Annotated in this window: 21 protein-coding genes; 14 read left to right on the top strand and 7 right to left on the bottom strand. The window is 61.8% G+C overall.

Translation table 11 applies throughout. From position 1 onward, the window contains the following. Positions 1-95 precede the first annotated feature (95 nt). The 11 genes from NKI47_RS07205 (at position 96) to NKI47_RS07155 (ending at position 12229) form a co-directional block, all read left to right on the top strand. Entirely contained in the window at positions 96-1238 is a 1143-nt protein-coding gene (locus tag NKI47_RS07205; protein WP_352588755.1) for an ABC transporter substrate-binding protein, read from the top strand. After that, positions 1238-2089, top strand: coding sequence for an IclR family transcriptional regulator (locus NKI47_RS07200; RefSeq protein ID WP_023677043.1), 852 nt, complete (start codon positions 1238-1240; stop codon positions 2087-2089). The genes NKI47_RS07205 and NKI47_RS07200 overlap by 1 nt, the downstream gene beginning before the upstream one ends. A 23-nt stretch (positions 2090-2112) precedes the next feature. Next, the gene (locus NKI47_RS07195; protein ID WP_352588752.1) at positions 2113-3144 is read left to right on the top strand and encodes a sugar ABC transporter substrate-binding protein; all 1032 of its coding nucleotides are present in this window, start codon (positions 2113-2115) and stop codon (positions 3142-3144) included. A gap of 138 nt (positions 3145-3282) precedes the next feature. Next, entirely contained in the window at positions 3283-4266 is a 984-nt protein-coding gene (locus NKI47_RS07190) for an ABC transporter permease (protein WP_352588749.1), read from the top strand. Then, entirely contained in the window at positions 4256-5788 is a 1533-nt protein-coding gene (locus NKI47_RS07185; protein WP_352588746.1) for a sugar ABC transporter ATP-binding protein, read from the top strand. Before NKI47_RS07190 ends, NKI47_RS07185 begins: the two co-directional genes overlap by 11 nt. Before the next feature lie 30 nt (positions 5789-5818). Next, positions 5819-6814 (top strand): ABC transporter permease, encoded by a 996-nt coding sequence (locus NKI47_RS07180; RefSeq protein ID WP_352501149.1) that lies wholly within the window; start codon positions 5819-5821, stop codon positions 6812-6814. A 1-nt stretch (position 6815) separates the two neighbouring features. Next, positions 6816-7601, top strand: coding sequence for an SDR family NAD(P)-dependent oxidoreductase (locus tag NKI47_RS07175; protein WP_023677038.1), 786 nt, complete (start codon positions 6816-6818; stop codon positions 7599-7601). A 17-nt stretch (positions 7602-7618) separates the two neighbouring features. Further along, entirely contained in the window at positions 7619-8824 is a 1206-nt protein-coding gene (locus NKI47_RS07170) for a CaiB/BaiF CoA transferase family protein (RefSeq protein ID WP_352588742.1), read from the top strand. Between the two features lie 2 nt (positions 8825-8826). Next, a complete protein-coding gene (locus tag NKI47_RS07165) occupies positions 8827-9612 on the top strand; it encodes an enoyl-CoA hydratase/isomerase family protein (protein ID WP_352588739.1) in 786 nt (261 codons plus the stop codon). Further along, positions 9609-11384: a CoA-transferase gene (locus tag NKI47_RS07160; RefSeq protein ID WP_352588736.1), complete on the top strand. Its 1776-nt coding sequence runs from the start codon at positions 9609-9611 to the stop codon at positions 11382-11384. The genes NKI47_RS07165 and NKI47_RS07160 overlap by 4 nt, the downstream gene beginning before the upstream one ends. A gap of 11 nt (positions 11385-11395) precedes the next feature. Continuing rightward, the gene (locus NKI47_RS07155) at positions 11396-12229 is read left to right on the top strand and encodes an SMP-30/gluconolactonase/LRE family protein (RefSeq protein ID WP_352588733.1); all 834 of its coding nucleotides are present in this window, start codon (positions 11396-11398) and stop codon (positions 12227-12229) included. Between the two features lie 26 nt (positions 12230-12255). Here the strand turns inward: NKI47_RS07155 and NKI47_RS07150 are convergent, their stop codons facing one another. Both NKI47_RS07150 and NKI47_RS07145 read right to left on the bottom strand, forming a co-directional pair. Continuing rightward, on the bottom strand, positions 12256-12597 hold the full coding sequence (locus NKI47_RS07150; RefSeq protein ID WP_352588730.1) for an antibiotic biosynthesis monooxygenase family protein: 342 nt from the start codon (positions 12595-12597) through the stop codon (positions 12256-12258). Positions 12598-12767: 170 nt separating this feature from the next. After that, positions 12768-13286, bottom strand: coding sequence for an EF-hand domain-containing protein (locus NKI47_RS07145; RefSeq protein WP_352588727.1), 519 nt, complete (start codon positions 13284-13286; stop codon positions 12768-12770). A gap of 176 nt (positions 13287-13462) precedes the next feature. Here NKI47_RS07145 and NKI47_RS07140 point away from each other — a divergent pair, with 176 nt between their 5' ends. Then, the gene (locus tag NKI47_RS07140; RefSeq protein ID WP_023677031.1) at positions 13463-13729 is read left to right on the top strand and encodes a DUF3606 domain-containing protein; all 267 of its coding nucleotides are present in this window, start codon (positions 13463-13465) and stop codon (positions 13727-13729) included. Between the two features lie 33 nt (positions 13730-13762). Here the strand turns inward: NKI47_RS07140 and NKI47_RS07135 are convergent, their stop codons facing one another. Together NKI47_RS07135 and NKI47_RS07130 are read right to left on the bottom strand one after the other, a co-directional pair. Next, complete coding sequence (locus NKI47_RS07135; protein ID WP_352588724.1) at positions 13763-14311, bottom strand: DNA-3-methyladenine glycosylase; 549 nt, start codon at positions 14309-14311, stop codon at positions 13763-13765. Positions 14312-14414: 103 nt separating this feature from the next. Continuing rightward, complete coding sequence (locus tag NKI47_RS07130; protein WP_023677029.1) at positions 14415-14744, bottom strand: hypothetical protein; 330 nt, start codon at positions 14742-14744, stop codon at positions 14415-14417. A 243-nt stretch (positions 14745-14987) separates the two neighbouring features. On the opposite strand from NKI47_RS07130, the gene NKI47_RS07125 reads away from it, so the two are divergent. Then, positions 14988-15515: a metallophosphoesterase gene (locus NKI47_RS07125; RefSeq protein WP_352588721.1), complete on the top strand. Its 528-nt coding sequence runs from the start codon at positions 14988-14990 to the stop codon at positions 15513-15515. A gap of 50 nt (positions 15516-15565) precedes the next feature. Then, a complete protein-coding gene (locus tag NKI47_RS07120) occupies positions 15566-16861 on the top strand; it encodes a cytochrome P450 (RefSeq protein WP_352588718.1) in 1296 nt (431 codons plus the stop codon). A 489-nt stretch (positions 16862-17350) separates the two neighbouring features. Here the strand turns inward: NKI47_RS07120 and NKI47_RS07115 are convergent, their stop codons facing one another. From NKI47_RS07115 to NKI47_RS07105, 3 genes are all read right to left on the bottom strand, one after another. After that, entirely contained in the window at positions 17351-17584 is a 234-nt protein-coding gene (locus NKI47_RS07115; RefSeq protein ID WP_023677026.1) for a hypothetical protein, read from the bottom strand. A 203-nt stretch (positions 17585-17787) separates the two neighbouring features. Next, a complete protein-coding gene (locus tag NKI47_RS07110; protein ID WP_352588715.1) occupies positions 17788-20124 on the bottom strand; it encodes a type ISP restriction/modification enzyme in 2337 nt (778 codons plus the stop codon). After that, positions 20052-21743: an N-6 DNA methylase gene (locus NKI47_RS07105; RefSeq protein ID WP_352588712.1), complete on the bottom strand. Its 1692-nt coding sequence runs from the start codon at positions 21741-21743 to the stop codon at positions 20052-20054. The genes NKI47_RS07110 and NKI47_RS07105 overlap by 73 nt, the downstream gene beginning before the upstream one ends. Positions 21744-21753 lie beyond the last annotated feature (10 nt).

Genomic DNA, 21753 nt, shown 5'->3' with positions numbered 1-21753 from the left:
TGGCTTTGCGTATGTAAAAACTACTTGTCTAGGTGAAAATAGTTGCTACTAATCGGCTGGGCCGGCGCATGGCCGGCTCTGGGAGGAATTTCGGCATGACAAGACTGCGCGGCCTCGCGTGGGATCACCGACGCTGCTGGGGTCCGCTCGACGCCAGCATCGGGCCGTATTGCGCCGCGAATCCCGGTCTTGAGATCGAATGGGACCGCCGCAGCCTCTATGAGTTCGGCGAGGGCGCGCTTGGTCCGGTGCTCGGCGCCTATGATCTTGTCGTGTTCGATCATCCGTTCATCGGCGATATTGCCGAAGGCGGGCTGATGGTGCCGTTTGATTTGTCGGCTGAGCAGCGCCGCGGCTTCGAACGGGATTCGGTCGGCGCATCCTGGCAATCCTACGCGAGGGACGGGCGCCAATGGGCGTTGCCGATCGATGCTGCCTGCCAGGTTGCCTCATATCGCCCCGATCTCCTGGAGCGCTACGGACCGCTGCCGCGCAGCCATGACGAGGTGCTGGAGCTCGGCCGGCGCGCCTTGAAGGACGGCAAATGGCTTGGGCTGCCGTTGGTGCCGACTGACGCCATGTGCCTGCTTTTGACGCTGGGCGAACCGCGGGAAGACGGCGACGAGTTCATCGCCGGGGAAAAAATCGAGCGGGCCGTCGGGCAATTGCGCCAGCTTGCGGCGCTGTCGCATCCGAACTCGCCGAAATGGAACCCGATCCGTTGCTACGATCACATGATCGCGCATGACGACGTGGTCTACGTGCCGTTCGCCTTCGGCTATGTGAACTACGCCTCCAGGGCAGACAGGCCGTATCTGCGCTTCGCCGACGTGCCGACGCCGCGATCCGCCGGCGCCTTGCTCGGCGGCGCCGGCATCGGCGTCAGCGCCCAATCGAAACACAAGCAGGCAGCCATCGATTACGCGCTGTTTCTGTGCTCGCCCGGCTATCAGCGCGGCGACTATGTGAAATCCGGCGGACAGCCGGGGTCGCTGGCGGCGTGGCAGGATACCGAGGTCAACGCTCTCTCGGGCGGCTTCTTCGCCTCGACGCTGGCGACGATCCAAGCCTCCTATCTGCGCCCGACCCATCCGGGCTTCATCAGCTTCTTCCGCCAATGCGCCCCTCATGCCGCGGCGGCGATCGCCGGCGAATTGCGGGCGGCCGAGCTCGCGGACCGGCTGAACCGGCTCTATCGCGAGACCAGGCATGGCCAGCCGCAACGGAGCGTCGCGTAATGGCCGCCGATATTGCCCAGATCGTCGACGAAGGCGAAAGCGGCCGCAACGGCTATCGGGTGCCGGCGGTGGAGAAGGCGCTCGACATACTGGAATTCATGGCTGCCAGCGGCGAGCCGCTGACCCAGACCGAGATCGCCACCGGAATGGGGCGCTCCATTCACGAGATCTACCGCATCCTGCTGTTGCTGGAGAAGCGCGGCTACATTTTCCGGACGCAATCGGACCGCTTCCGCCTGTCGCTGAAGCTGTTCGAGCTGGCGCATATGCATCCCCCGGTGAACCGCCTGGTCGAATGTGCGCTGCCGGTGATGCGCGGCCTCGCCGCCAATGCCGACCAGAGCTGCCATCTGGTCGTGCGCGAAGGCGAGAGCGCACTGGTCGTGCTGCAGATCGATTCGCCTTTGCCGATGCGTTATTCAGTTGCCCTTGGCTCGCATTTCCCGATCCTCGAAACGAGCTCCGGCGCGGTGCTGCTGGCGCATTCGAGCCGCGCCGAGCGCGACCGCATCGTCGAACGGATCGTCGCCGCAGGCGAAGGCCAAGGCAGCCGGACGGAAATCGAAGCGCGGCTGAACGAGGTCGCAAGGCTCGGCTATGAAATGCGCGCCTCGCTGGCTGTCGAGGGCTGCACCAACATCTCGATGCCGGTGCGCGACCATACCGGCGCCGTCATTGCCGCGCTCACCGTCCCCTTCCTGCCGCAAAAGGCCGCCCGCTTCGATCGCAGCACCGTCTTCGAGCGGACGAAGGCGGCGGCCGAGACGATATCGGCGGCGCTGGGCGCGGGCGAAGCTGCCGCCTCTTCACGTGCCGACCCGGAACGGCGGGACTATCCGTTCAGCAACTGACAAGAAATACAGGGAGAAGAAACATGAACTGGTCCAAATCGATGCTGTTTGCCTCGGCGGCGGTGCTTGCTCTGAGCGCCGCCGCGGCACACGCCGAAAACATGCCGAAGCGCATCGGCTACGTCACCAACTACGCCACGCATGAGTGGTATCAGAACGTCATCAAGGGCATGCAGTCCCGCGCCAAGGAACTCGGTATCGAGCTCGAGGTGCAGGACGCCAATCTGGACGTTGCCAAGGAGGTCTCCGCCGCCGAAGATTTCATGGCCAAGGGCGTCGACGTCCTGATCATCACGCCCGTCAACGAGGAAGGCGTCGTGCCGCTGCTTCGCCAGGCGAAATCCAACAACGTTCCGGTCGTGCTCGAAGGCAATCCGGTTAAGGGCATGACCACAATGGTCGCGATCTGCGACTATGATACCGGCTACACCGCTGGCGTCGAAGCCGGCAAATACGCCAAGGAAAAGCTCGAAGGCAAAGCCAAGGTGATGAATGTCGGCCTGCCGCTGCTGTCCGCCACGGTGCTGCGGTCGCAGGGTTTCATGGACGGCCTGAAGACCATCGTCCCCGACGCGGTCATGGTCCACGACCTCGACGGCGGTGGCAATCCGGACCGCGCGCTCGAAGTCTCTTCGGCCGCACTTGCCAAGAACGCCGACATCAACATCATCTACGGCATCAACGATTCCTCGTCGCTCGGCGGCCTTCAGGCCTGGAAAGCGGCCGGCAAGTCGCAGGACGGCCTGTTGACGGTCGGCACCGGCGGCGAAGGCCTTGCCTTCATCAATGCGATGCAGAACGAGCCGTCCTACCGCATCGAGGCGGCGATGTTCCCTGAAAAGGAAGGCTACACCGCCATCGATGCAGCGGTTAAGCTCTTCAACGGCGAAGAGGTGCCGGAACACATCGTCAGCCCGACCGCGCCGATGAACGGCGACGACTGGAACAAGTTCTACGACTACGATGGCACCACACGCAAAATCAAATGGGATGCCGTCAATGCGCTTCAACCGCCGGAAAAATGCATGAAAACTTCCGCCGATCTGAAGAAGTAAGGAGCCCCGATTGCCCTTCCCGCGCGGCGGGAAGGGCATCGGATCGGATGCCGACGGCAAAACAGGTCAACCGCCCTGTTTTGGCCGGCAGTTTCCAGACGGCGATGGCACCCGATGCGGCCCGGAAATGAAATGGACATGAGCGAGCTTACGCAATCCTCCGCGCCAAGGCGTTTCATCGGCGGCCAGCTGCTGGGCAGCAGCCAGCTGGTGCTCGGCGTGATCCTGGCCGTGCTCTGCATGGCCATCTCGATTGCCGCGCCGCAATTCTATTCCGAGGCCAACATCATCGCCATCCTGCGCCAATGCGCGCTGGTGCTGATCGTCGCCTCCGGCATGACGATGCTGATCATCACCGCGGAAGTCGACCTGTCGGTCGGTGCATCGCTGGCTTTTGTCGGCTGCATCGGCATGGCCGTGCTCAATTCAACGCACAGCCTGACGCTCGGCCTGCTGGCGGCGCTCGCCTTTGCCGGTGCCGTCGGCCTGTTCAACGGGCTGGTCGTCACCAGGCTCAAAGTGAACTCGCTGATCGCCACCATCGGCACCATGATGATGCTGCAGGGCGGCGTTTATCTGTTCACCCGCGAGGCGGTGCAGAACCACCACCGGCTTGCCGGCTTCACCGATCTCGGCGCCGGCTATCTCGGCGCGATCCCGCTGCCCGTAGTCATTGCCGCGCTGATTTTCGCGCTGGCCGCGGCAACGCTGCGCTTCACCACGCTCGGCCGTTATCTCTACGCTGTCGGCGCCAACGAGCGCGCGGTTCGTCTCTCCGGCGTGCGCTCGCAACGGCTGAAACTGTTCGCCTTCGTCGTCACCGGCCTGTGCGTCGGCATTGCCGGCATGATCCTGTCGTCGCTGATGAATGCCGGCCAGCCGACCGCCGGCCGCGGCTTCGAGCTGACGGTGATTGCCGCCGTCATCCTCGGCGGCACCAGCCTGCTTGGCGGCCGCGGTTCGCTGCTCGGCACGTTGCTTGGAGTGCTGGTGCTGAAGGTCATCGACAACGGCATCATCATCCTCGGCTGGAACCAGGATCTGCAGATGGTGGTGCCTGGAATAGTCATCATCCTGGCGACCTATCTCGACATCGTGCGGAACAGGGCCAATGTCGGTTGATTTCCTTCACCCCGGCGAAACCGTGGCTGTCGACAAAAGCGTGCCGGCGCTGGAGATGCGCGGTATCGGCAAGCGTTTTCCCGGCGTGGTGGCGCTGGACAATGTCGATCTGACCTTGGAACCCGGCAAAATCCATGCCCTGATGGGCGAGAACGGCGCCGGCAAGTCGACGCTGATCAAGATCATGGCCGGGGTCTACGGCAAGGATGCCGGCACCATCCGCCTGCGCGGCCGCGAGGCCGACATCAAGTCGCCGCGCGATAGCCTGAAAGAGGGCATCAAGGTGGTGTTCCAGGAGATCGCGCTGATCGCCGAATTCAGCGTCGCCGAAAACATCTTCCTCGAAGGCTATCCGACCGGCAAAGGCGGCTCGATCGACTGGAAGAAGATCCGTGCCGATGCGGCCGCTCTGTTCAAGCGTATCGGCTTCAATGTCGACCCGGCGGCGCGCACGGGATCGCTGCCGGTCAGCCAGCAGCAGATGGTCGAGATCGCCCGCGCACTCGCCCATGAGGCCCGCGTCGTGGTGATGGACGAGCCGACCTCCTCGCTGACGCCGAACGAGGTCTCGCTGCTGTTCACCGTCATCCGCCGGCTGGCCGCGCTGGGCATCGCGGTGCTCTATGTCAGCCACAAGCTCGACGAGGTCTTCGAGATCGCCGACACCGTGACCGTGCTGCGCGACGGCCGCCACGTCTCGACCAGGCCGATCGGCCAACATACCAACGACACGCTGATCCAGGACATGATCGGCCGGCGCATCGAAAACCTGTTCCCTCGCAAGCGTGGCGCGCCGGGCAGCAAGGTCGCGCTTTCCGTTGAGGGGCTCAGCACCGCCAAGAAGCTGAAGGATGTGTCGTTCGAGGCGCATGCCGGCGAGGTCCTCGGCTTCTTCGGCCTGATGGGGGCCGGCCGGACCGAGCTCGCCAAGGCCATCGTCGGCTACGACCCGATCACTTCCGGCGCCATTTCGGTCGATGGCTGCCGGCTGCTGCCGCACGAAACGCACACCGGCGTCCGGCTCGGCATCGGCCTGCTCACCGAGGACCGCAAGAGCGAGGGGCTGATGGGCGAGTTGCCGGTCTACCAGAATGCCAGCCTCGCCTCACTCGGCGCCTTCGCCAGAATGGGCTTCGTCGACAAGGTCAGCGAACGCAAGGCGGTGCAGGACTATGTCGACCGTTTCCGCATCCGGACGCCCAGCCTGTTCCAGCAGGTCAAGAATCTGTCCGGCGGCAATCAGCAGAAAGTGCTGATCTCGCGCTGGCTGATGCGCGGTCTCAAGGTGATCGTCGTCGACGAGCCGACCCGCGGCATCGACGTCGGCGCCAAGTCGGAGATTTTTGCGCTCATCGACCGGCTCGCCGGCGAGGGCCTGGCGGTCGTCATGATGACGTCCGAAATGCCCGAGCTGCTGGGGCTTGCCGACCGCATCGCGGTGATGTGCGAAGGCCGCCTCACCGCGATCATGCCTCGCGACGAGGCCACGCAGGAGAACATCCTCAATGCGGCAATCGGCTAAGACGATGACGCTTCGCAAAGGGACCAAGCGATGAGCCTGGCAAGCACCGACACCATGAAAGCTGGGCCGTCCATGCTGGCGCGGCTCGTCGCGCGCCAGGAATTGGCATTGCTCCTCTGCCTCATTCTGGTGATCGCGTTCTTTTCCTTCACCGCCGAGAATTTCTTCTCCGTGCGCAACATCACCAATGTGCTCGGTCAGGCTTCGCTGGCGCTGACAGCCGGCATCGGCTGCGCCATCGTCTTCATATCAGGCGAGGTCGACATCTCGATCGGCTCGCTGCTGGCGACCATCGCCCTGCCGCTGATCATCATCATGAACGACACGAATTCTCTGCTGCTCGGCATCAGTGGCGCGCTGCTGTTCGGGCTGATCATCGGCGTCGTGAATGGCTATCTGACGGCCTACGCCGGCATCAACTCGCTGATCGTGACCCTGGGCACGATGTTCATCATGCGCGGCGGCGTTTATCTCTATACCGGCCAGCGCGCTATTCCAGACGATGCCGCGCTCGATAGCTTCATCGCGCTGTCGGACGGCCGCCTGTTCAACGTCGTTCCCTATTCGGCTGTCATCGCCATCGTCCTGCTCGCCGTCTTCGCCTACGTGATGCAGCACCGGCCGTTCGGGCGGCAGATCTATGCCGTCGGCGGCAATCCGGAAGTGGCACGGCTGGCGGGTTACGACGTGCGCCGCGTCAAGTTCACCTGCTTCATCATCAGCGCGCTGCTGGCGACGGTAGCCGGCATCATCCTGGCAGCCCGCGTCGGTTCGGCGCAGCATACGGCCGGGCTGAATTTCGAGTTCCAGGTCGTTGCCGCCACCGTGCTCGGCGGGGTGAGCCTTGCCGGCGGCATAGGCAGCCTGACCGGCATGGCGCTCGGCGTGCTGATCCTGCAGTTCCTGTCCAACGGGCTGCGCGGTCTCGGCCTGCCGACCGAGTGGCAACTGGTCATCACCGGCATGATCATCATTGCCGCCGTCGCCTTCGACGAAGCAAAGCGCCGGCGCGCCATTGGAGGCTGATATGGATCGTCTCAAAGGGAAAACCGCAATCGTCACCGGCGCCGCCGACGGCATCGGCCACGCGATCAGCGAGGCGATGGCAAGGGAAGGCGCGCACGTCTTCCTCGGCGACATCGCCGACGAGAAGGGTGAAAAATTCGCAGCCGAGCTGCGCGCCGCCGGCCACCGCGCCGACTACATCCATTGCGACGTGGCGGAGGAGGCCGACATCGCCGCCCTGATCGACGCAGCCGTCGGCAAGACCGGCCATCTCGATATTCTCGTCAACAATGCCGCCATCGCCATCGGCGGCATGCCGGTTCACGAAATGAGCGACGAGCAGTGGCACCGGCTGATCGCGGTCAACCTGACCAGCGTGTTCCGCGGCTGCAAATATGCGCTGCCGCACATGATCGCGCAGAAATCCGGCTCGATCATCAACATGGCCTCGGCGCAAGGTCATATCGGGCTCGACGGCTGGACCGCCTATGCCGGCGCCAAAGGTGCGGTGATGGCGATGACGCGCCAGATGGCGGTCGAGTTCGGCCCGCTCAACATCCGCGTCAACTCGATCTCGCCCGGCACCATCAACACGCCGATGAACGACAAATTGGTCAAGGAGATCGGCGGCAATCTCGCCAAGGCCTGGGTCAAGATGCATCCGCTCGGCCGCATCGGCAAACCGTCCGAGGTGGCCGAAGCCGCCGTCTATCTGGCCTCCGACGCCGCCGGCTTCACCACCGGTACCGACCTGCGCGTCGACGGCGGCCTCACCGCAGCACCGCGCTACGTACCCGACCTGCTTTGACAACAAACGAGACAAAAATGAACAAAGCCCTCGAAGGCGTCCGCATTCTCGATTTCAGCCACCTGCTGCAAGGGCCGTTCGCCACGCAGCTGCTCGGCGACATGGGCGCCGACGTCATCAAGATCGAGCGTGCCGGCGCCGGCGACATGTTCCGCGGCATGACCTTCTTCGCCAAATGGGTCGGCGGCTCCGAAAGCCCGAATTTCCTCGCCTGGAACCGCAACAAGCGCTCCATCGCGCTCAACCTGAAAAGTCGCAAGGTGCATGCCATCATCATGGACATGGCTGAGAAGGCCGATGTGGTGGTGCAGAATTTCCGCCCCGGCGTGCTCGCCAGGCTCGGCTATGGCTACGAGGACTTCAAGGCAGTCAATCCCGGCATCATCTACTGCTCGGGCTCCGGCTATGGCGAGGAAGGCCCCTATGTCGAGCGCCCCGGCCAGGACATGCTGATCCAGGGATTGTCCGGGCTGATCTCCAACACCGGCCGCGGCGATCAGGCTCCTGTTCCGGCCGGTGCCGGCCTGGCCGACCAGATCGGCGCCATGAACATGGTCTACGGCATCCTGTCGGCGCTCTACTATCGCGAGAAGACCGGCAAGGGCCAGAAGATCGAGGTCAATCTGCTCGCCGGCATGCTGGCGCATCTCAATCAGGAATATGTCGCCGTGCTCAATCTCGGCGAGGATTTCGTGCGCCCGAATTCCGGCATCGGCCACCCCGGCATGCAGGCGCCGTTCGGTGTCTATGAAGCGAAGGACGGCGGCTATGTGTCGATCGCCATGAGCCCGTTCAAGACGCTGTATGAACTGCTGGACGCGCCGCAGCTTGCTGTCTACGACGATCTGAAGACGCTGTTCGACAGGCGCGACGAGGTGTTCGACAAGGTCAACGCCGAAACCAGGAAGTTTGCCACGCAGGACCTGCTGGCGCGGCTGCTGGCAGCCGACATCTGGTGTGCCGAGGTGAAGGACATAAGGCGCGCAGCCGAGGACCCGCAGGTCAAGCACATGGGCATGATCACCAGCTACGACCATCCGCGAGGCGGTAAGGTCAGGGTGGTCGCGCCGGCGGTCAAGATGAGCGAGACGCCGGCAACCATCGAGCGGCCGGCGCCGCTGGTCGGCCAGCATGGCCGCGAGATACTGGCCGAGTTCGGCCTCCACAGCGACGAGATCGCCGCGCTGGAGGCGTCCGGCGACATGACCGTGGATGCTGCCTGACGATGAGCGTTTACCGGACACTCACCTTGGAAATATCCGGGCGCGTCGCAGTCGTCACCTTCCGGCGCGCCGATCAGCTCAACGCCATGAACCGGCTGATGCAAAGCGAGATCACCGAGCTTTTCGAGGCGCTGTCGCAGGATGACAGCGTCGGCGCGATCGTGGTGACCGGCGAGGGGCGCGGCTTCATGGCCGGCGCCGACATCAAGGAATACGCTGCCCAGACAGCTGTCGAGTTCGACGCCTTCCAGGCCGCCGGCACGCGCATGTATGCCGCGGTCGAGAACAACCGCAAGCCGGTCATCGCCGCGGTCAACGGCTTTGCGCTCGGCGGCGGCATGGAGCTGGTGCTGTGCTGCGACATCGTCATCGCCAACCAGTTCGCGAAGCTCGGCCTGCCCGAGATCAAGCTCGGGCTGGTCCCCGGCGGCGGCGGCACCCAGCGCAGCGTCCAGAAGCTCGGCCGCAACCGCGCCAATTTTCTGCTGATGACCGGCGCCATCGTGCCGGCTTCCGAGTTCGTCGGCGCCGGGCTGGTCAACGAGATCGTCGATGCCGAAAGGCTGATGCCGCGGGCGCTGGAACTCGCCGGCATGATCGCCGCCGAACCGGCCGCCGCGATCGAAGGGCTGAAGGCGCTGACCGCGCATGCCGTTTCGGGCGATCTGGCCGACGGCCTTGCCATGGAGCGCGATGTCCTGGGTGGCCTGTACCGCAGCGAGACCGGCCAGCGGCGCGTCAAGGAATTTGCTGAAAAGAGCGCGACGCGGCCGAAGGCTGCGAAATGACGTCCCTGGTCAAGCAAAACCGGCCGCGCTTCACCGATGTCGAGGGCCTGGCCGCGATGGTCGGCGGCGGCGACGTCTTCGGTGTCGGTGGCCATCATTTTGCCCGGCTGCCGATCGCCTTGTTGCGGGCCATCGCCCGCTTGGGCGTCAAGGATCTTCCCTATGTCTGCTGGGCCGGCGGCCTGCCGCTCGAACTGCTTCTCGAAGCGAATGCCGTGGCGGAGGTCGATATCTGCTTTTCCAGCCTCGATATTTTTGGTTTGCCGCCGCGCTTCCGCGCGGCTGCCGAGACGAATGCCGTGCCGGTTCGCGACTGGACGGCGCTGGCGATGATCCAGGCGCTGCGGGCGGGGCAGCAGAACCTGCCGTCGATGCCGTTTCAGCTTCCGGAGGGTTCGGACATGCTGGCGCGCGTGCCGGGTGCGATCGCCGCGCCCGATCCGATCGCGGGAATCACGACCGGGATCATCCCGGCCTTGCGGCTCGATACGTTCGTCGTCCATGCCCAGCGTGCCGACGAGAGCGGCAATGTCCAGATCATCGGGCCACGGGCGCTGGACTTCGCCATGGCCGGGGCGGCGCGCCAGGTGCTGGTCACGGTCGAGGAAATCGTCCCGGTCGGAGCGCTGCGGCATGATGGTCGGCAGAGCATTTTGACCCGCAACCAGGTGTCGGCGATCGCGCTGGCACCAGGCGGCGCCTATCCCGCCTCCTGCCTGCCATTCTATGTGACGGATTATCAAGCGTTGGCGGGGGCGTTCGCGGCCAAGGAAATACCTTTGTCGGACAGCCTGAGCATGCCTTCGGAAGGCGTGCCGGAGCGGGTTCAAGACGCTGCAAAAGTCCGCGCTGAAACAGTCCTCGCAATGCCCAGGCTCGTGCACGGCAACAAGGAGGCGTCCATCGACGAGATCATCGCCGCCCGCATCGCCGCTGAGCTCGACAATGAGAGCTTTGCCAGTGCCGGCGCGGTGTCGCCGCTCGCCAATGTCGCCTACCGGCTGGCCAAAGCGACGCACGCGCCGGACATGATCATCGCCACCATGAGTTGCGGCCATCTCGACATAGCACCGAGCCCGATGATCCTGTCGCTGATCGAAAGCCTCGATTGCGAGACGGCGGTGGCGCATGCCGGCGGCGACGACACCTATTCGACCTACTACCAGGCCGGCGCGGTGACGCATGAGATCGTCGGTGCCGCGCAGGTCGACCGCCGTGGGCGCGTCAACACCATTGCGCTGCGCAAGCGTGACGGCAGCCTTATCCGGCTGCCCGGGCAAGGCGGCATGGCCGACGTCGCCAACATGCATCGCGATTATCTGCTCTACGTCCCCCGCCATTCCGTGCAGTCGCTGGTCGAGACGGTCGAGATTGCCAGCTCGGCGCGCGGCCTGTTGACTGAGGCCGAACGCGAGCCGATGGGCTATCGGACCGGCGCGGCATTGGTGTTCACCGACCTTTGCGTGTTTCGGCTCGACGGGGAGAGCCGGCAATTGGCCGTCATCGAGACCATGCCGGGCGTGACGCGCCAGCAGCTCCAGGATGCCACCGGCTTTGCCCTGACATTCGATGCCGATTGCCGCCAAGTTGCGCTACCCTCGAACGAGACGCTCGACATCCTGCGAAACCGCATCGACCCGCTCGGCCTGCGGCGCCTCGAATTCGTCAGCGCCAGGGAGCGCAGCGCCCTGATCGCCGAGATCCTGGCCACCGACCGGCGGATGGTCGAGCGCTGCATCGCCGCACAGCGGTCGCATACTGCACCGGATTGAAGGGGGTGCGCATGGCAAAGCCGTTGCTCGAAATGTCGGCCGCGAGGGTCTTCTTCGATGGCATCTTCACCAGCCCGCGCGTCGCCCATCCGGAAGGCGTGGCCATCCATCGCGACGGCTCGATCTGGTGCGGCACCGAAACCGGCGACCTGCTGCGCTTGGCCGCCGATGGCGGCTCGGTCGAACGCATGGGCGGCACGGACGGCTTTCTGCTCGGCATCGCCTTCGATAGCGCGGGAAACTGTTTTGCATGCGATTTGAGACATTCGGCGATCTTTCGCTGGGATGCCGCGACGGCTGGTATGCAGCGCTTCGCCTCGGCCGGCATCCGCGTGCCGAACTATCCGATCGTCGACGAGACACGCGGCTGGCTCTACGTGTCGGACAGCGTAGGCGAAGACAACCGCTCCGGCATTTTTCGCTACGATTTGAAGACCGGCGAAGGCGGCCTGTGGTGCAGCGAGACCATGGCCTTCGCCAACGGCATGGCGATGGCACCGGGTGGCGATGGGCTTTACGTCGTGGAAAGCCATGCGGCCTGCCTCAGCTATGTGCCGATCCGTGCCGACGGCACGGCAGGACCTCGCCAGCTCGTCGTGGACGGCGTGAGCAACGTTCCCGATGGCGTCGCCTTCGCACCGGACGGGTCGCTGTTCATCTCTTGCTACGAGCCGAGCCGCATCTACCGCTGGCGAAAGGATAGCGGGCTCGAGGTGCTGATCGAGGATCCGGCGGCAACGACGCTCGCCCACCCAACCAACATTGCCTTCAAGGGCGACAAGCTCTACACCGCAAATCTCGGCCGCTGGCACATCACCGAAATCGACTTGACGGCGATTTCCTAGATCGGGCCGAACCGGGCGGCGCTGCCCTATCCCAGCCGCCCGTGACTCGATCGGATGCGCAACACCTGCACCCGCGACGGCAATTCGATCAGGAACTCTTTGTCCCGCTCGAGATGGTGGATTTTCGTCGGATCGCCGCCGGTGAACGCCGCCATCGCCTCGACATTTTCCCAATAGGAAATCGTCACGAATTCCGAATGGGTCGGCGTGTCCTCGCGAAAGGTCTGCACGCCCAGTGCCTTCTCGATCAGCGGCTTGATGCCGGCCTCGTAATTGTAACTCTCATAGGCATCCGCCTTTTCAGGCACGGTTCTGCCACGCCAGACACGGGCGATGGTCGGGGGTTTCTCTGGAGTTGTCTCTGTCATGGCCATTGAATTCCTGCTGGTCTGATTGGTCCACGGCGTTCGGCAAGGCCAGCCAAGGAATGCATCTCCCCGGCTGGCAGCCTGGTATCCACTTGCCGGCGACTTTTTATCCTCCCCGGCCGACGAGCTCGCGCTGCCCCAGACAGGCCTCCTGCCGACCGGCAGGAGACCTATTCCTGATCCTCGGCGCCGCCTCCGTGGAAGAAGGACCGGATTTCCTGCATGTCGACGCTGCCGTCACCGTCCTCATCGACGGCGTTGAATATCCGCCCGACGAAATCCTGGACTTCGCTTTGAGAAAGCGCGCCATCGCCGTCCGCATCTACTATGGCGAACATCATTCGCATCTTCGCGCCATGCATCCCGCGTGCAATGCCGCCGCGCCCACCCATCTCCCACCCTCGCTCAGGCGGGCCCATCCTGTAGCCGCGATGCCAGCGGTCGGGACCTCGCCGTTCCTCCCGGGGCGCGCGATCTTCCTGCATTCTCTCCTCCAGCATCTCGGTCATCATCTGGCGCATCATATCGCGCATGGCATCCTGGCTCTGCCCGCTCATTGCGGGCGACTGTTCGGCGCCACGATCCGGTGCCGGCGCGGCGGGCGCAGGTGGGCTCGTCTGGCCGAATGCCGGCGCGGCCAACATGGCCAGCGCCGCGGCAATTGCAGTGGTTTTGCTTGCGAGCGTCATCGTATTCTCCATCGGTATGAATTGGAGGCTGAACGTGTCTGCATCCAAGCCAAACCGGCTGCTCGCCTCATGGTTCCTGGGCAGTCGGCACGGCGGCGGAAAAGTCCGCCTGATCGCGGCAACGAAAGCGGCTCACCCACGTTGCCGTTGATGCAAAGCTCCATCAGGAGGAAAAAATGGCCGACGATAAGAGCAAGCGAGATTTCCGCGAGCGCGACCGCGTTTCTACGGAAGACGACCGTGAAGTCGAGTATTTTGCCCAACAGAACGGCATCACCGCCGACCAGGTCCGTCAGTTGATCAAAAGCTTCGGCAATGATCGCGGCCGGCTGACCGTAGCCGCGAAGGCGTTGCGAGGGATTTCACCTGCCGGAGCCGACGAGGTGACCAGGGAAGCCCGCCAGCAGGCGACACCTATGCATCTCGGCAAACCCGACGAGTGATGCCGGGCAACTGCTCTGCCGCTGCCGCGGGCATCAGAACTTGCGGCTCAAATAGTCCGAGCCGCGCAGGCCGAACCGCCACTCGGCATCGACAGCCTTGGAAATGCCGATCCGGCGGCCTGTTAGAACGGCGCTGGCGTCGCCCGGCTGCCTGAATTCGAATGGCGGCACGTCCAGCGGCAGCCCGTCATGGGATTTGTCGATTGCCAGCGCCTGGCAAAGACGACCCGGTCCCGAACAAAGCAGCCGCGGATCGTCAACGCCGCGATTGGCCCGCATCACCTCCAGCCCGGATTGCGGTTCGATTGCGCGGATAAGCACGGCACTGCCGGGCAGGCACACGGCATTGAGGCACCAATGCAGGCCATAGGAGCGATAGACATACGCGCTGCCGGGGGCGCCGAACATTGCGCCGTTGCGCACCGTCCTGCCACCGAAAGCGTGCGAAGCCGGATCATCCGGGCGATAGGCTTCGGTTTCGACGATGATGCCGCCGACGCCGTGCAAGAGCAGCATCGCGCCGATCATGTCGCGCGCCACGGTGGTGGCGTCTCGGGCAAAGAATTGATGGTTGGTGGTCAATGTGCAGCAGACTCGATCACGCCTGAACTTGGCGCGTCAGCAAGGTCCCGGACCGGAAACAAAATGTCCAGCCATCGCGCCACCGAACCTGGGGCAGCGGTATTCAGCGCAGCATGGCTGCGCCGATGAAAACCGCCGCGGCCAGCACGACGATGGCGGCAATCACCAGGACTGGCCCATATCTGCTCGGTTGGACGTCGGGCTCATCCTTCAGCGGGCGCATCGCATTGGCATAGCTCGCCTGGTTGGTAAACTTCGGCGTTTCATGGCGCGCGGCAGGGCTCTTCGGCGGAGCGTTGCCGGCGGATTCCGCGTCCGTTTCCATGGGAGCCGCAGCCGGATCGATGCCCGGGGTCTTGTCCCCTTCGCGCCCGGCATCGATATCGCCCCGCGCTTGAGCCGGGCTTCGCCCAAGAGGTTCTGCGTCGGTCATCGTCGAGGTCCTTTCAGAGCATCGGCCTCAAGCATTCTAACCTGCGTCTCATTTCAAAGTTCCCCCGTTTCAAAGTTCCCCCGTTTCAAAGTGCCCCCGTTTCAAAGTGCCAACGAGCGGAAACCGCCTAGGCCTGCTTCCAGGAACAACCGGCGATCGAGCGGGTTGAGCAAGCATCGGGAGAGCAACATGGACTTGGTGCGCCACGCGCCCAGATCGGCAGTTCGAAACAGGCTCCAGCGCATGATCTACTTCACCGCCGACACGCATTTCAGCGACCCGCGCATTTTGCGCATCGACCGCCGCCCGTTCGGCTCGCTGGCGGAACATGACCGGTCGCTCATTGCGTTCTGGAACGAGATTGTCGGGCCGGACGACGAGGTCTGGCATCTCGGCGATTTTGCCAGGGGATCGGCCGCGTTCGTGTCGTCGCTTCTGGCGTCCCTTCATGGCAGCAAGCATTTGATCATCGGCAACAACGATGCTGCGGCCACCATCGAGGCCACAGGTTGGGCGAGCACGCAGCACTACAAGGAGCTGGCGCTCGACGGCAGCCTGCTGATCCTTTGCCACTACCCTTTTCGCACCTGGAACCAGATCGGCAGGAAATCGATCGACCTGCATGGCCATTCCCACGGCAGGCTGACCCCGGTCACGCGCCAGTATGACGTCGGCGTCGACAGCTGGGATTTTCGTCCGGTCACGCTGACCACCATCCTTGCCAGCCGCGGCCGAAGGGCGGCGCGGCAAAGCCGTCAAAAAGTCGAGTGATCGAAAGTGCCGGCCGTGCGTTGAGGAATTTCAACGCCAGGGAGCACGCCATGAACAGACGTGAACTGATCGATGCCGACGGCGGCAATCATGCCGCAAAACCCATTCCGCGCGCCGTATTCGACAGCACCTTGGCCCTGCTGCGCGAAGGCTATGACTTCATTTCGGCCCGCTGCCGGCGCATGAACACCGACATCTTTGCCACGCGCCTGATGCTGCGGCCGGCAATCTGCGTCCGCGGTGCCGAGGCTGCCGAGATGTTTTATGGCGGCGACCACTTCACCCGAATTGGTGCGATGCCGCAGACCACGCTGCGTCTGCTGCAGGACAAGGGCAGCGTCCAGGCGCTCGACGGCGCCGCTCACCGCCACCGCAAGGCGCTTTTCCTGTCGATCCTGTTGGACGACGGCCAGATCGAGCGGCTCCGCGCAACCTTCCGTCGCGCTTGGCTCGACCAGCTGGAAGACTGGCAGCGGCGTGACGAGATCGTCCTGTTTGACGCCGTAAACCTCGTCCTGACCCAGGCGGCAGCGGATTGGGCCGGCATCCCCGCCGACAAGGATCGCGCCGAACTCTGCCGCGAGCTCAGCGGCATGGTCGAGAACGCTGGCGGCATCGGGCCGTCGACCATGCTGGCGCTGTGGCGGCGCCGCCGGACCGAACGCACTATCGGCGAGCTTGTACGGCGCGTTCGAAGCGGCGCGCTTGATTTGCCGGCAAACAGCCCGGTCCGCCTGGTCAGCGAATATGTCGATGCCGAGGGAATGCCGCTCGATCTTGCCAGTGCTGCGGTCGAGATCATCAACATCATCCGGCCGGTTGTCGCCATCGGCCGCTTCATCATGTTTGCGGCGCTGGCGCTTCAACAGCACCGCCAATGGTACGACAGGTTCGCAGCCGGCGATGACGACGGGCTGGAAGCCTTCGCCGAGGAGGTTCGCCGGCTCTATCCGTTCTTCCCGTTCATCGGCGGCCGCGCCCGCCATCCCTTCGAATGGAAGGGCTACCGCTTCGGCAACGGCGACTGGGTTCTGCTCGACCTGCACGGCACCAACCACGATCGCCGCCTGTTTTTGGAGCCGGACCGATTTATCCCGGAGCGCGGCTTGAGCTGGAAAACCCACGGCTTCGACTTTATCCCGCATGGCGGCGGAGATCCGGCGACTACCCATCGCTGCCCCGGAGAAGCCGTCACCGTCGCGCTGATCATGGAAGCGGTTCGCCTGCTGACGCGGTCGATGGCCTACCAGGTGCCTGATCAGGATATGACCGTCTCGCTTGCCCGCATGCCGGCGCGGCCGAAATCCGGGTTCAGGATAGATAATGTGCTGCGAAAACCCGGCTGAAAGGCTGCCGGTCGAACCGGAACCTCTGCGGAGCTGAGGCGTTCGAAAATTGCAAGGCGTAAAGGCAAACGCAATGGCTCAGAAGATCACGACAGGCGCGAACGACCGGCCGCGCAATGAAACCATCGGCCAATCCGGCGAAGGCCTGCCGGACGACAGCAGCAGGCCGCTCGAGGTCGACGAAGGCTGGGTCGCCCGGCTGAGAAACAAGGGGCAAGCCCCGGCAAGCCGGTCAGACCAACACGGACGAAGTCCCCGCAGGCACTCCAGGCGCTGGCGAGAATATTTGCCGCCGCTGTGCAGGGTCAGGCATGATCGACGGCCGCACCTGCCCCGAATGCGGCGGAACCGGCAAGGTGATGACGCCCATAGGCGGAGGCTGAGCAATTCCAGGAAAAGTGTGAAGCGGTTTTCCGTCCGGTATTTGCGTCAAACAATAAGATAGACCGGTTCTGCGTTTCCGCGGAACGATGAACCGTCCAGCGCCGGTCAGATCGCCGGCACCCACTTCCAGAACACGCCTTCCTTGCGTTCGGGGTAGTGCTTGAACTCGCATTCGAAGCGCCAGCCGTAGTTCTTGGCGGTGGCAAGCGCCTCCTTGCTGACAGGGTTCATGCCCGTTCCCGGCGCGAACCAGTCCTCCAGCAAGTCGTCGGGTATGTAGGCGCCGATCCTCAAAGGCAGCTTTTCGAGGACGACATCCATTTCAGGTGGTGCAGGCACGGGGGCGCTCCTTTGAAACCTGCTGATGAAGAAATCGTTCGAGGCCGATTGAGTTCCAGAGCATCAGTGAGATCGGGGGGTGGCCGTGGTGACGTCCGTCTGCAGAGATGTGGCTGAAGTTTGGGGATCGACAGATCGCAGGTTGGCGCACCCGGCGGATGAAGAGAGCCTCTCAGCTCGCTGGCAGGCACGCGTCGTGACCTCTATGCCTTTGCGAACCGTTGACGAGTGTAAGTGTGTTGTTCGCTCGGGTTCAAACTGACGGAAGCATTGCCCCGACGAATGAAGAACTCGTGTTTACCTTGGAACTCAAGGAAGGCGGGTTCCTGCGACGCTTTCACGTCTACGACGCACACTTTCTTTCCTCCAGGCGCATCGGCAAATCGCATCACAATGTGCTGGGCGTAAGCCACACCGATTGCGCTGGAAAAAACATTCAACAATGTCTGCTCGAATACGTCGAGGCTGCCCTTGGTGATGCTCAAGTCATCGTCCAGCCCGTGTATCTCCTTGTCGTCGGTCACGCCGATCACAAGTGTGCCGCCGCCTGAATTCATAAAGGCCACGAGGGTCTTGAGGACGCTTTTTTGTAAATCCTTATTCTGCTTTCGCTCGCGCACATCCCATTGGAATGTGCTTTTGAACTCAAGCTCCCTGCTCTCGTCGGCCTGTATGATTTCCTCGACCGTTGGCGGCGGTGGAGGGGGTATGTAGAAGGCTTTGGGCCATCCGCCATGGACATCGATGACACGGTCAATCTCGGCCATAGTAAGGCGCGTTTCCGTGAGGGCAGTGACGACGCGGCGGTAATGGAGGATGTCGTCATCGGTCAGAATATGGCCGGCTGATGGGTTCTTGCCGCCTTTGGCAGCGCGGTCTTTCAGCCATTTCTCGCAGACCTTATAACCGCCAACATAGAAATCCCATGTTTCGCGCGGCACATCCTCGAACCAACACGATGCATTAATCATCACCTTTCCATTCGTGTATTGCGGGAAACCCTTTTCAATATGGGCTTCACCATGGCCGGCGAAACGGATTTCCGGGTTCTGCAGCGCGGGTGCCTCATCCGGTTTCAGGAGATGCAGAGCCACGAGCGCACGGCCGAGTGGCACGAGGGCGGCGAAGGTGTCTCGGTCCTTAGGCGAAGGGATGCGCGGGAAATCGGATTTCAGGAATTCGGCATATCGCGTGCGGTAGCCGGTTGAATGTAGAACAGTGTAAATCCAGTCGAACAGATCGCGCGGGCCGAAGGTCTTGTCGAGGTCACCTCGTCCATCCCATACGGCGGCGCTTAGGCTCCCCTGCTGACGGCGCTGCATGCCGTCTTCATAAAGCAGGTCGACTGTCGCAGCGAACGCAACTGCATACTTCCCATTGACGTTCGGGCGGCGGTATGTTTCGCCAGCAGAAGGTTTGAGCCACAGGGGGAGCGTATATGTATTAGTCGAACTCTTCGACGAAAGGAATATTTTGTCTGTTCGCCGTGTGCTTAAAAAGACATGGGCAAACTTCGAGTCGTTCACTAACCTGGAAGTCAAAAGGGCTATATTATCGATATCGAAATTTCCTTGGACTTTCTCCTTTAGAATCGTCATAACGCTTCGATTTACAATAGAGTATCGATAGTCGAAAGGCCTGAATGCCACTAAAGAAATATCACCTTTCCATGACGTTCCCCGTGCATATTTGACTGCATCACTATAGTTCCACTGATTAGTAGAACACATTCTAAACTCGTTGCTGATCTGCTTGCGAGATGAAGAGATGGATAAATCGTGCATTCTTCCAAAAAGTTCATCTTCAGAAAATGCGACTGCAAAATCATCTTGCTGCGTAGCGAAGCCCGTAGACCAATACTTTTCCTTATCGTTAGCGCGATCACCTGTGCCAAAAATTGTCGGCAAATCAGCGAATACCTCAAATTCTGACTCAAGGCCGCCGCGGCGCCAAAAAAAGTAGTTCGGCGCCGTCGGATGTACTGCGTGCCTTTTGAGCTCTTCGATTGTGGCGCTACGCATCCAGCTCTCCTTCTGTTCAAAGGTTCCTTCAATGCTTTGGTAGCTTGCTAACGCCCCTTCGTTGGGGATGCTTAAACGGCTAAAAAGGCCGATAGCCACACCAGTAATAATCTCGAAAATTGGTTCATCGATGCCATCAACCGAATCTCTCCGGAGGCTACCGTTCAAGTCAGTGCCAATAAGTCTAGAGAACTCATTGAAGAGTGAGTGTCGCAAGTCTCGCGGTTGAGTGCCAAGCAAATAACCATGCCCCGTTATAAGTCCGACGATACCAGCGCTGGATTTCCCTATATAATACTGAGATAACCGTATAAATTTAATATAATCGTTGGAAAGTCCTTGAATCTGACTCTCCTCTTGCCTAACATTTCTTTTGTAATCTTCGCAAAGAGCGAGAATCCAATTGCCGTTGTTGTATGATTTTACTGAATAGGGAGGGTTACCCATCACCACCGTAAAAGCGGATTTCGCCTTGGCGTCGTTAGCCGCCTGGGCCTCATGCGCCAGCGCCTCCGCCATAAAGACGCCTCCATATCAAGATCTCGAGCAGGCTCGAGGGCGTTAGTCAGGAAAACCCGGGCGCGTTCATCAGAGCCGAACTGATAACCGGTATTTAGGAGCGCAATGCCGATCTTCATATGAGCGATGGCATAGGGTGCCATCATTAACTCGAAACCGGTCAATCTCGGCAGTAGGTGCTCGGCGACATACGCGTTCCAAAGGGTCTGTATTACTTGTTCCCCTTTGCCTTCGCTTTTCCAGAGCGCTTTCATCCTTCTATCAATCAAGTCGATCACTTCGACCAGAAAGGTTCCCGTTCCCGTTCCCGGGTCCAGGATCTGCACAAATGGCGCGTCGGACTTCACATGCGCCGGGATACGGATCTTGTCGTTACGCGTAGCAAGCTCGCCCCAGGTAGTTGTGTCGGCCAGACCTAGCGGCAGATCGAAATCGCTGCGCAGCAAGTCATCTACTACCCGCACAATAAAGTTAACCACCGGTCTCGGCGTATAGAATACTCCGCGCTGCATGCGCTTCTTCGGGTCGTACTCTTTCAGAAATAGCTCGTAGAAATGAATGACGGGATCTTCTTTGGGATTACGATCGCCGAAATCGCGCAGGACTGCTGCCATATCCGTGTGCTCGTCTGTGAGCAGGGTCACCACGTCCCGAACGCCAAGCTCATCAAAATCGATGTCCTTGCGTTTGTCGCGACCGCCGAGGGACAGAAAGGTACCAAATAGTTCACGCAGGAAAGGGTTGGTTTTTGGAACCATGTCGACAAGATTGTCGGCGACTAGTCCGCCTGACGGCCGCGAAATGTGGGCGGCCAATAGACCGTATGCGATGGTCTGGGCAAACATGTCGGCAAAGCCGTCAGCGTCCAAATCCTGAATCAGATTCTTGCGGAAGGCCTCCAGCATCGTGCGCATAGGCCCCTTGTCGTTTTCGGCCGCGAGCAATTGATTGGCGCGAGCGCGGATGTTGGTTGCCAAGGCCGCCAGCCTGATTGCCAGATCTTTCGATGTTTTGATCACTTGGCCGTGGCGCAACTCGAAAGCCGCCGACCAGCTTGCTCGCCAGACGTTTAGATTACTTGTGTCATCTGGCCAGCGAAGACGGTGCTGCAGCAATTCTGCGGCGCGTGCATTGTGCAATCTGGTGTCTTTGCCATTCCAGCCCAGAACATTCAGTACCGGAAGATCGCCAGTTTCCGCCCCATCGGCAAAGTGGGCGATGGCGATTTCACGGTCGCCCGATTTGCCAAAATTGGTGACGAAAATCAGATCGTGTAGTTTCCAGGATTGGCGGTCGGCAGTCTGAGCGCTGGAACGTTTTTTGACCACCAGTGCCCGCAGCATGCGCCGCAGTACCGTCACCGAAATACTCTTGTCTTCGAACGAGATGAAGAAGATGCCCCAAGGCTGACCCGTTATCAGCGGCCGCAGCTGGTGGATCTCGCGGATCTTGGCAATTTCGTCTACTTTAAGCCCGAGGTCTTCAGCGTCGTATTCGTAGACAATGTCGTCGAAACCGTAATCTTGACCGATCGGCCATTCCAGATTGTCACGCAGCAGGTCGACCAATTTCGGAAAACTAGTCACTCGCGCCAGTTGTGTGGCAGTAATGTCGTTCATCGATTGCCCC

It is taken from the genome of Mesorhizobium sp. M0633 (genome assembly GCF_040320645.1).
In the GTDB taxonomy this organism is placed as follows: Bacteria; Pseudomonadota; Alphaproteobacteria; order Rhizobiales; family Rhizobiaceae; genus Mesorhizobium.
This window is presented reverse-complemented; position numbering and strand designations above follow the sequence as displayed.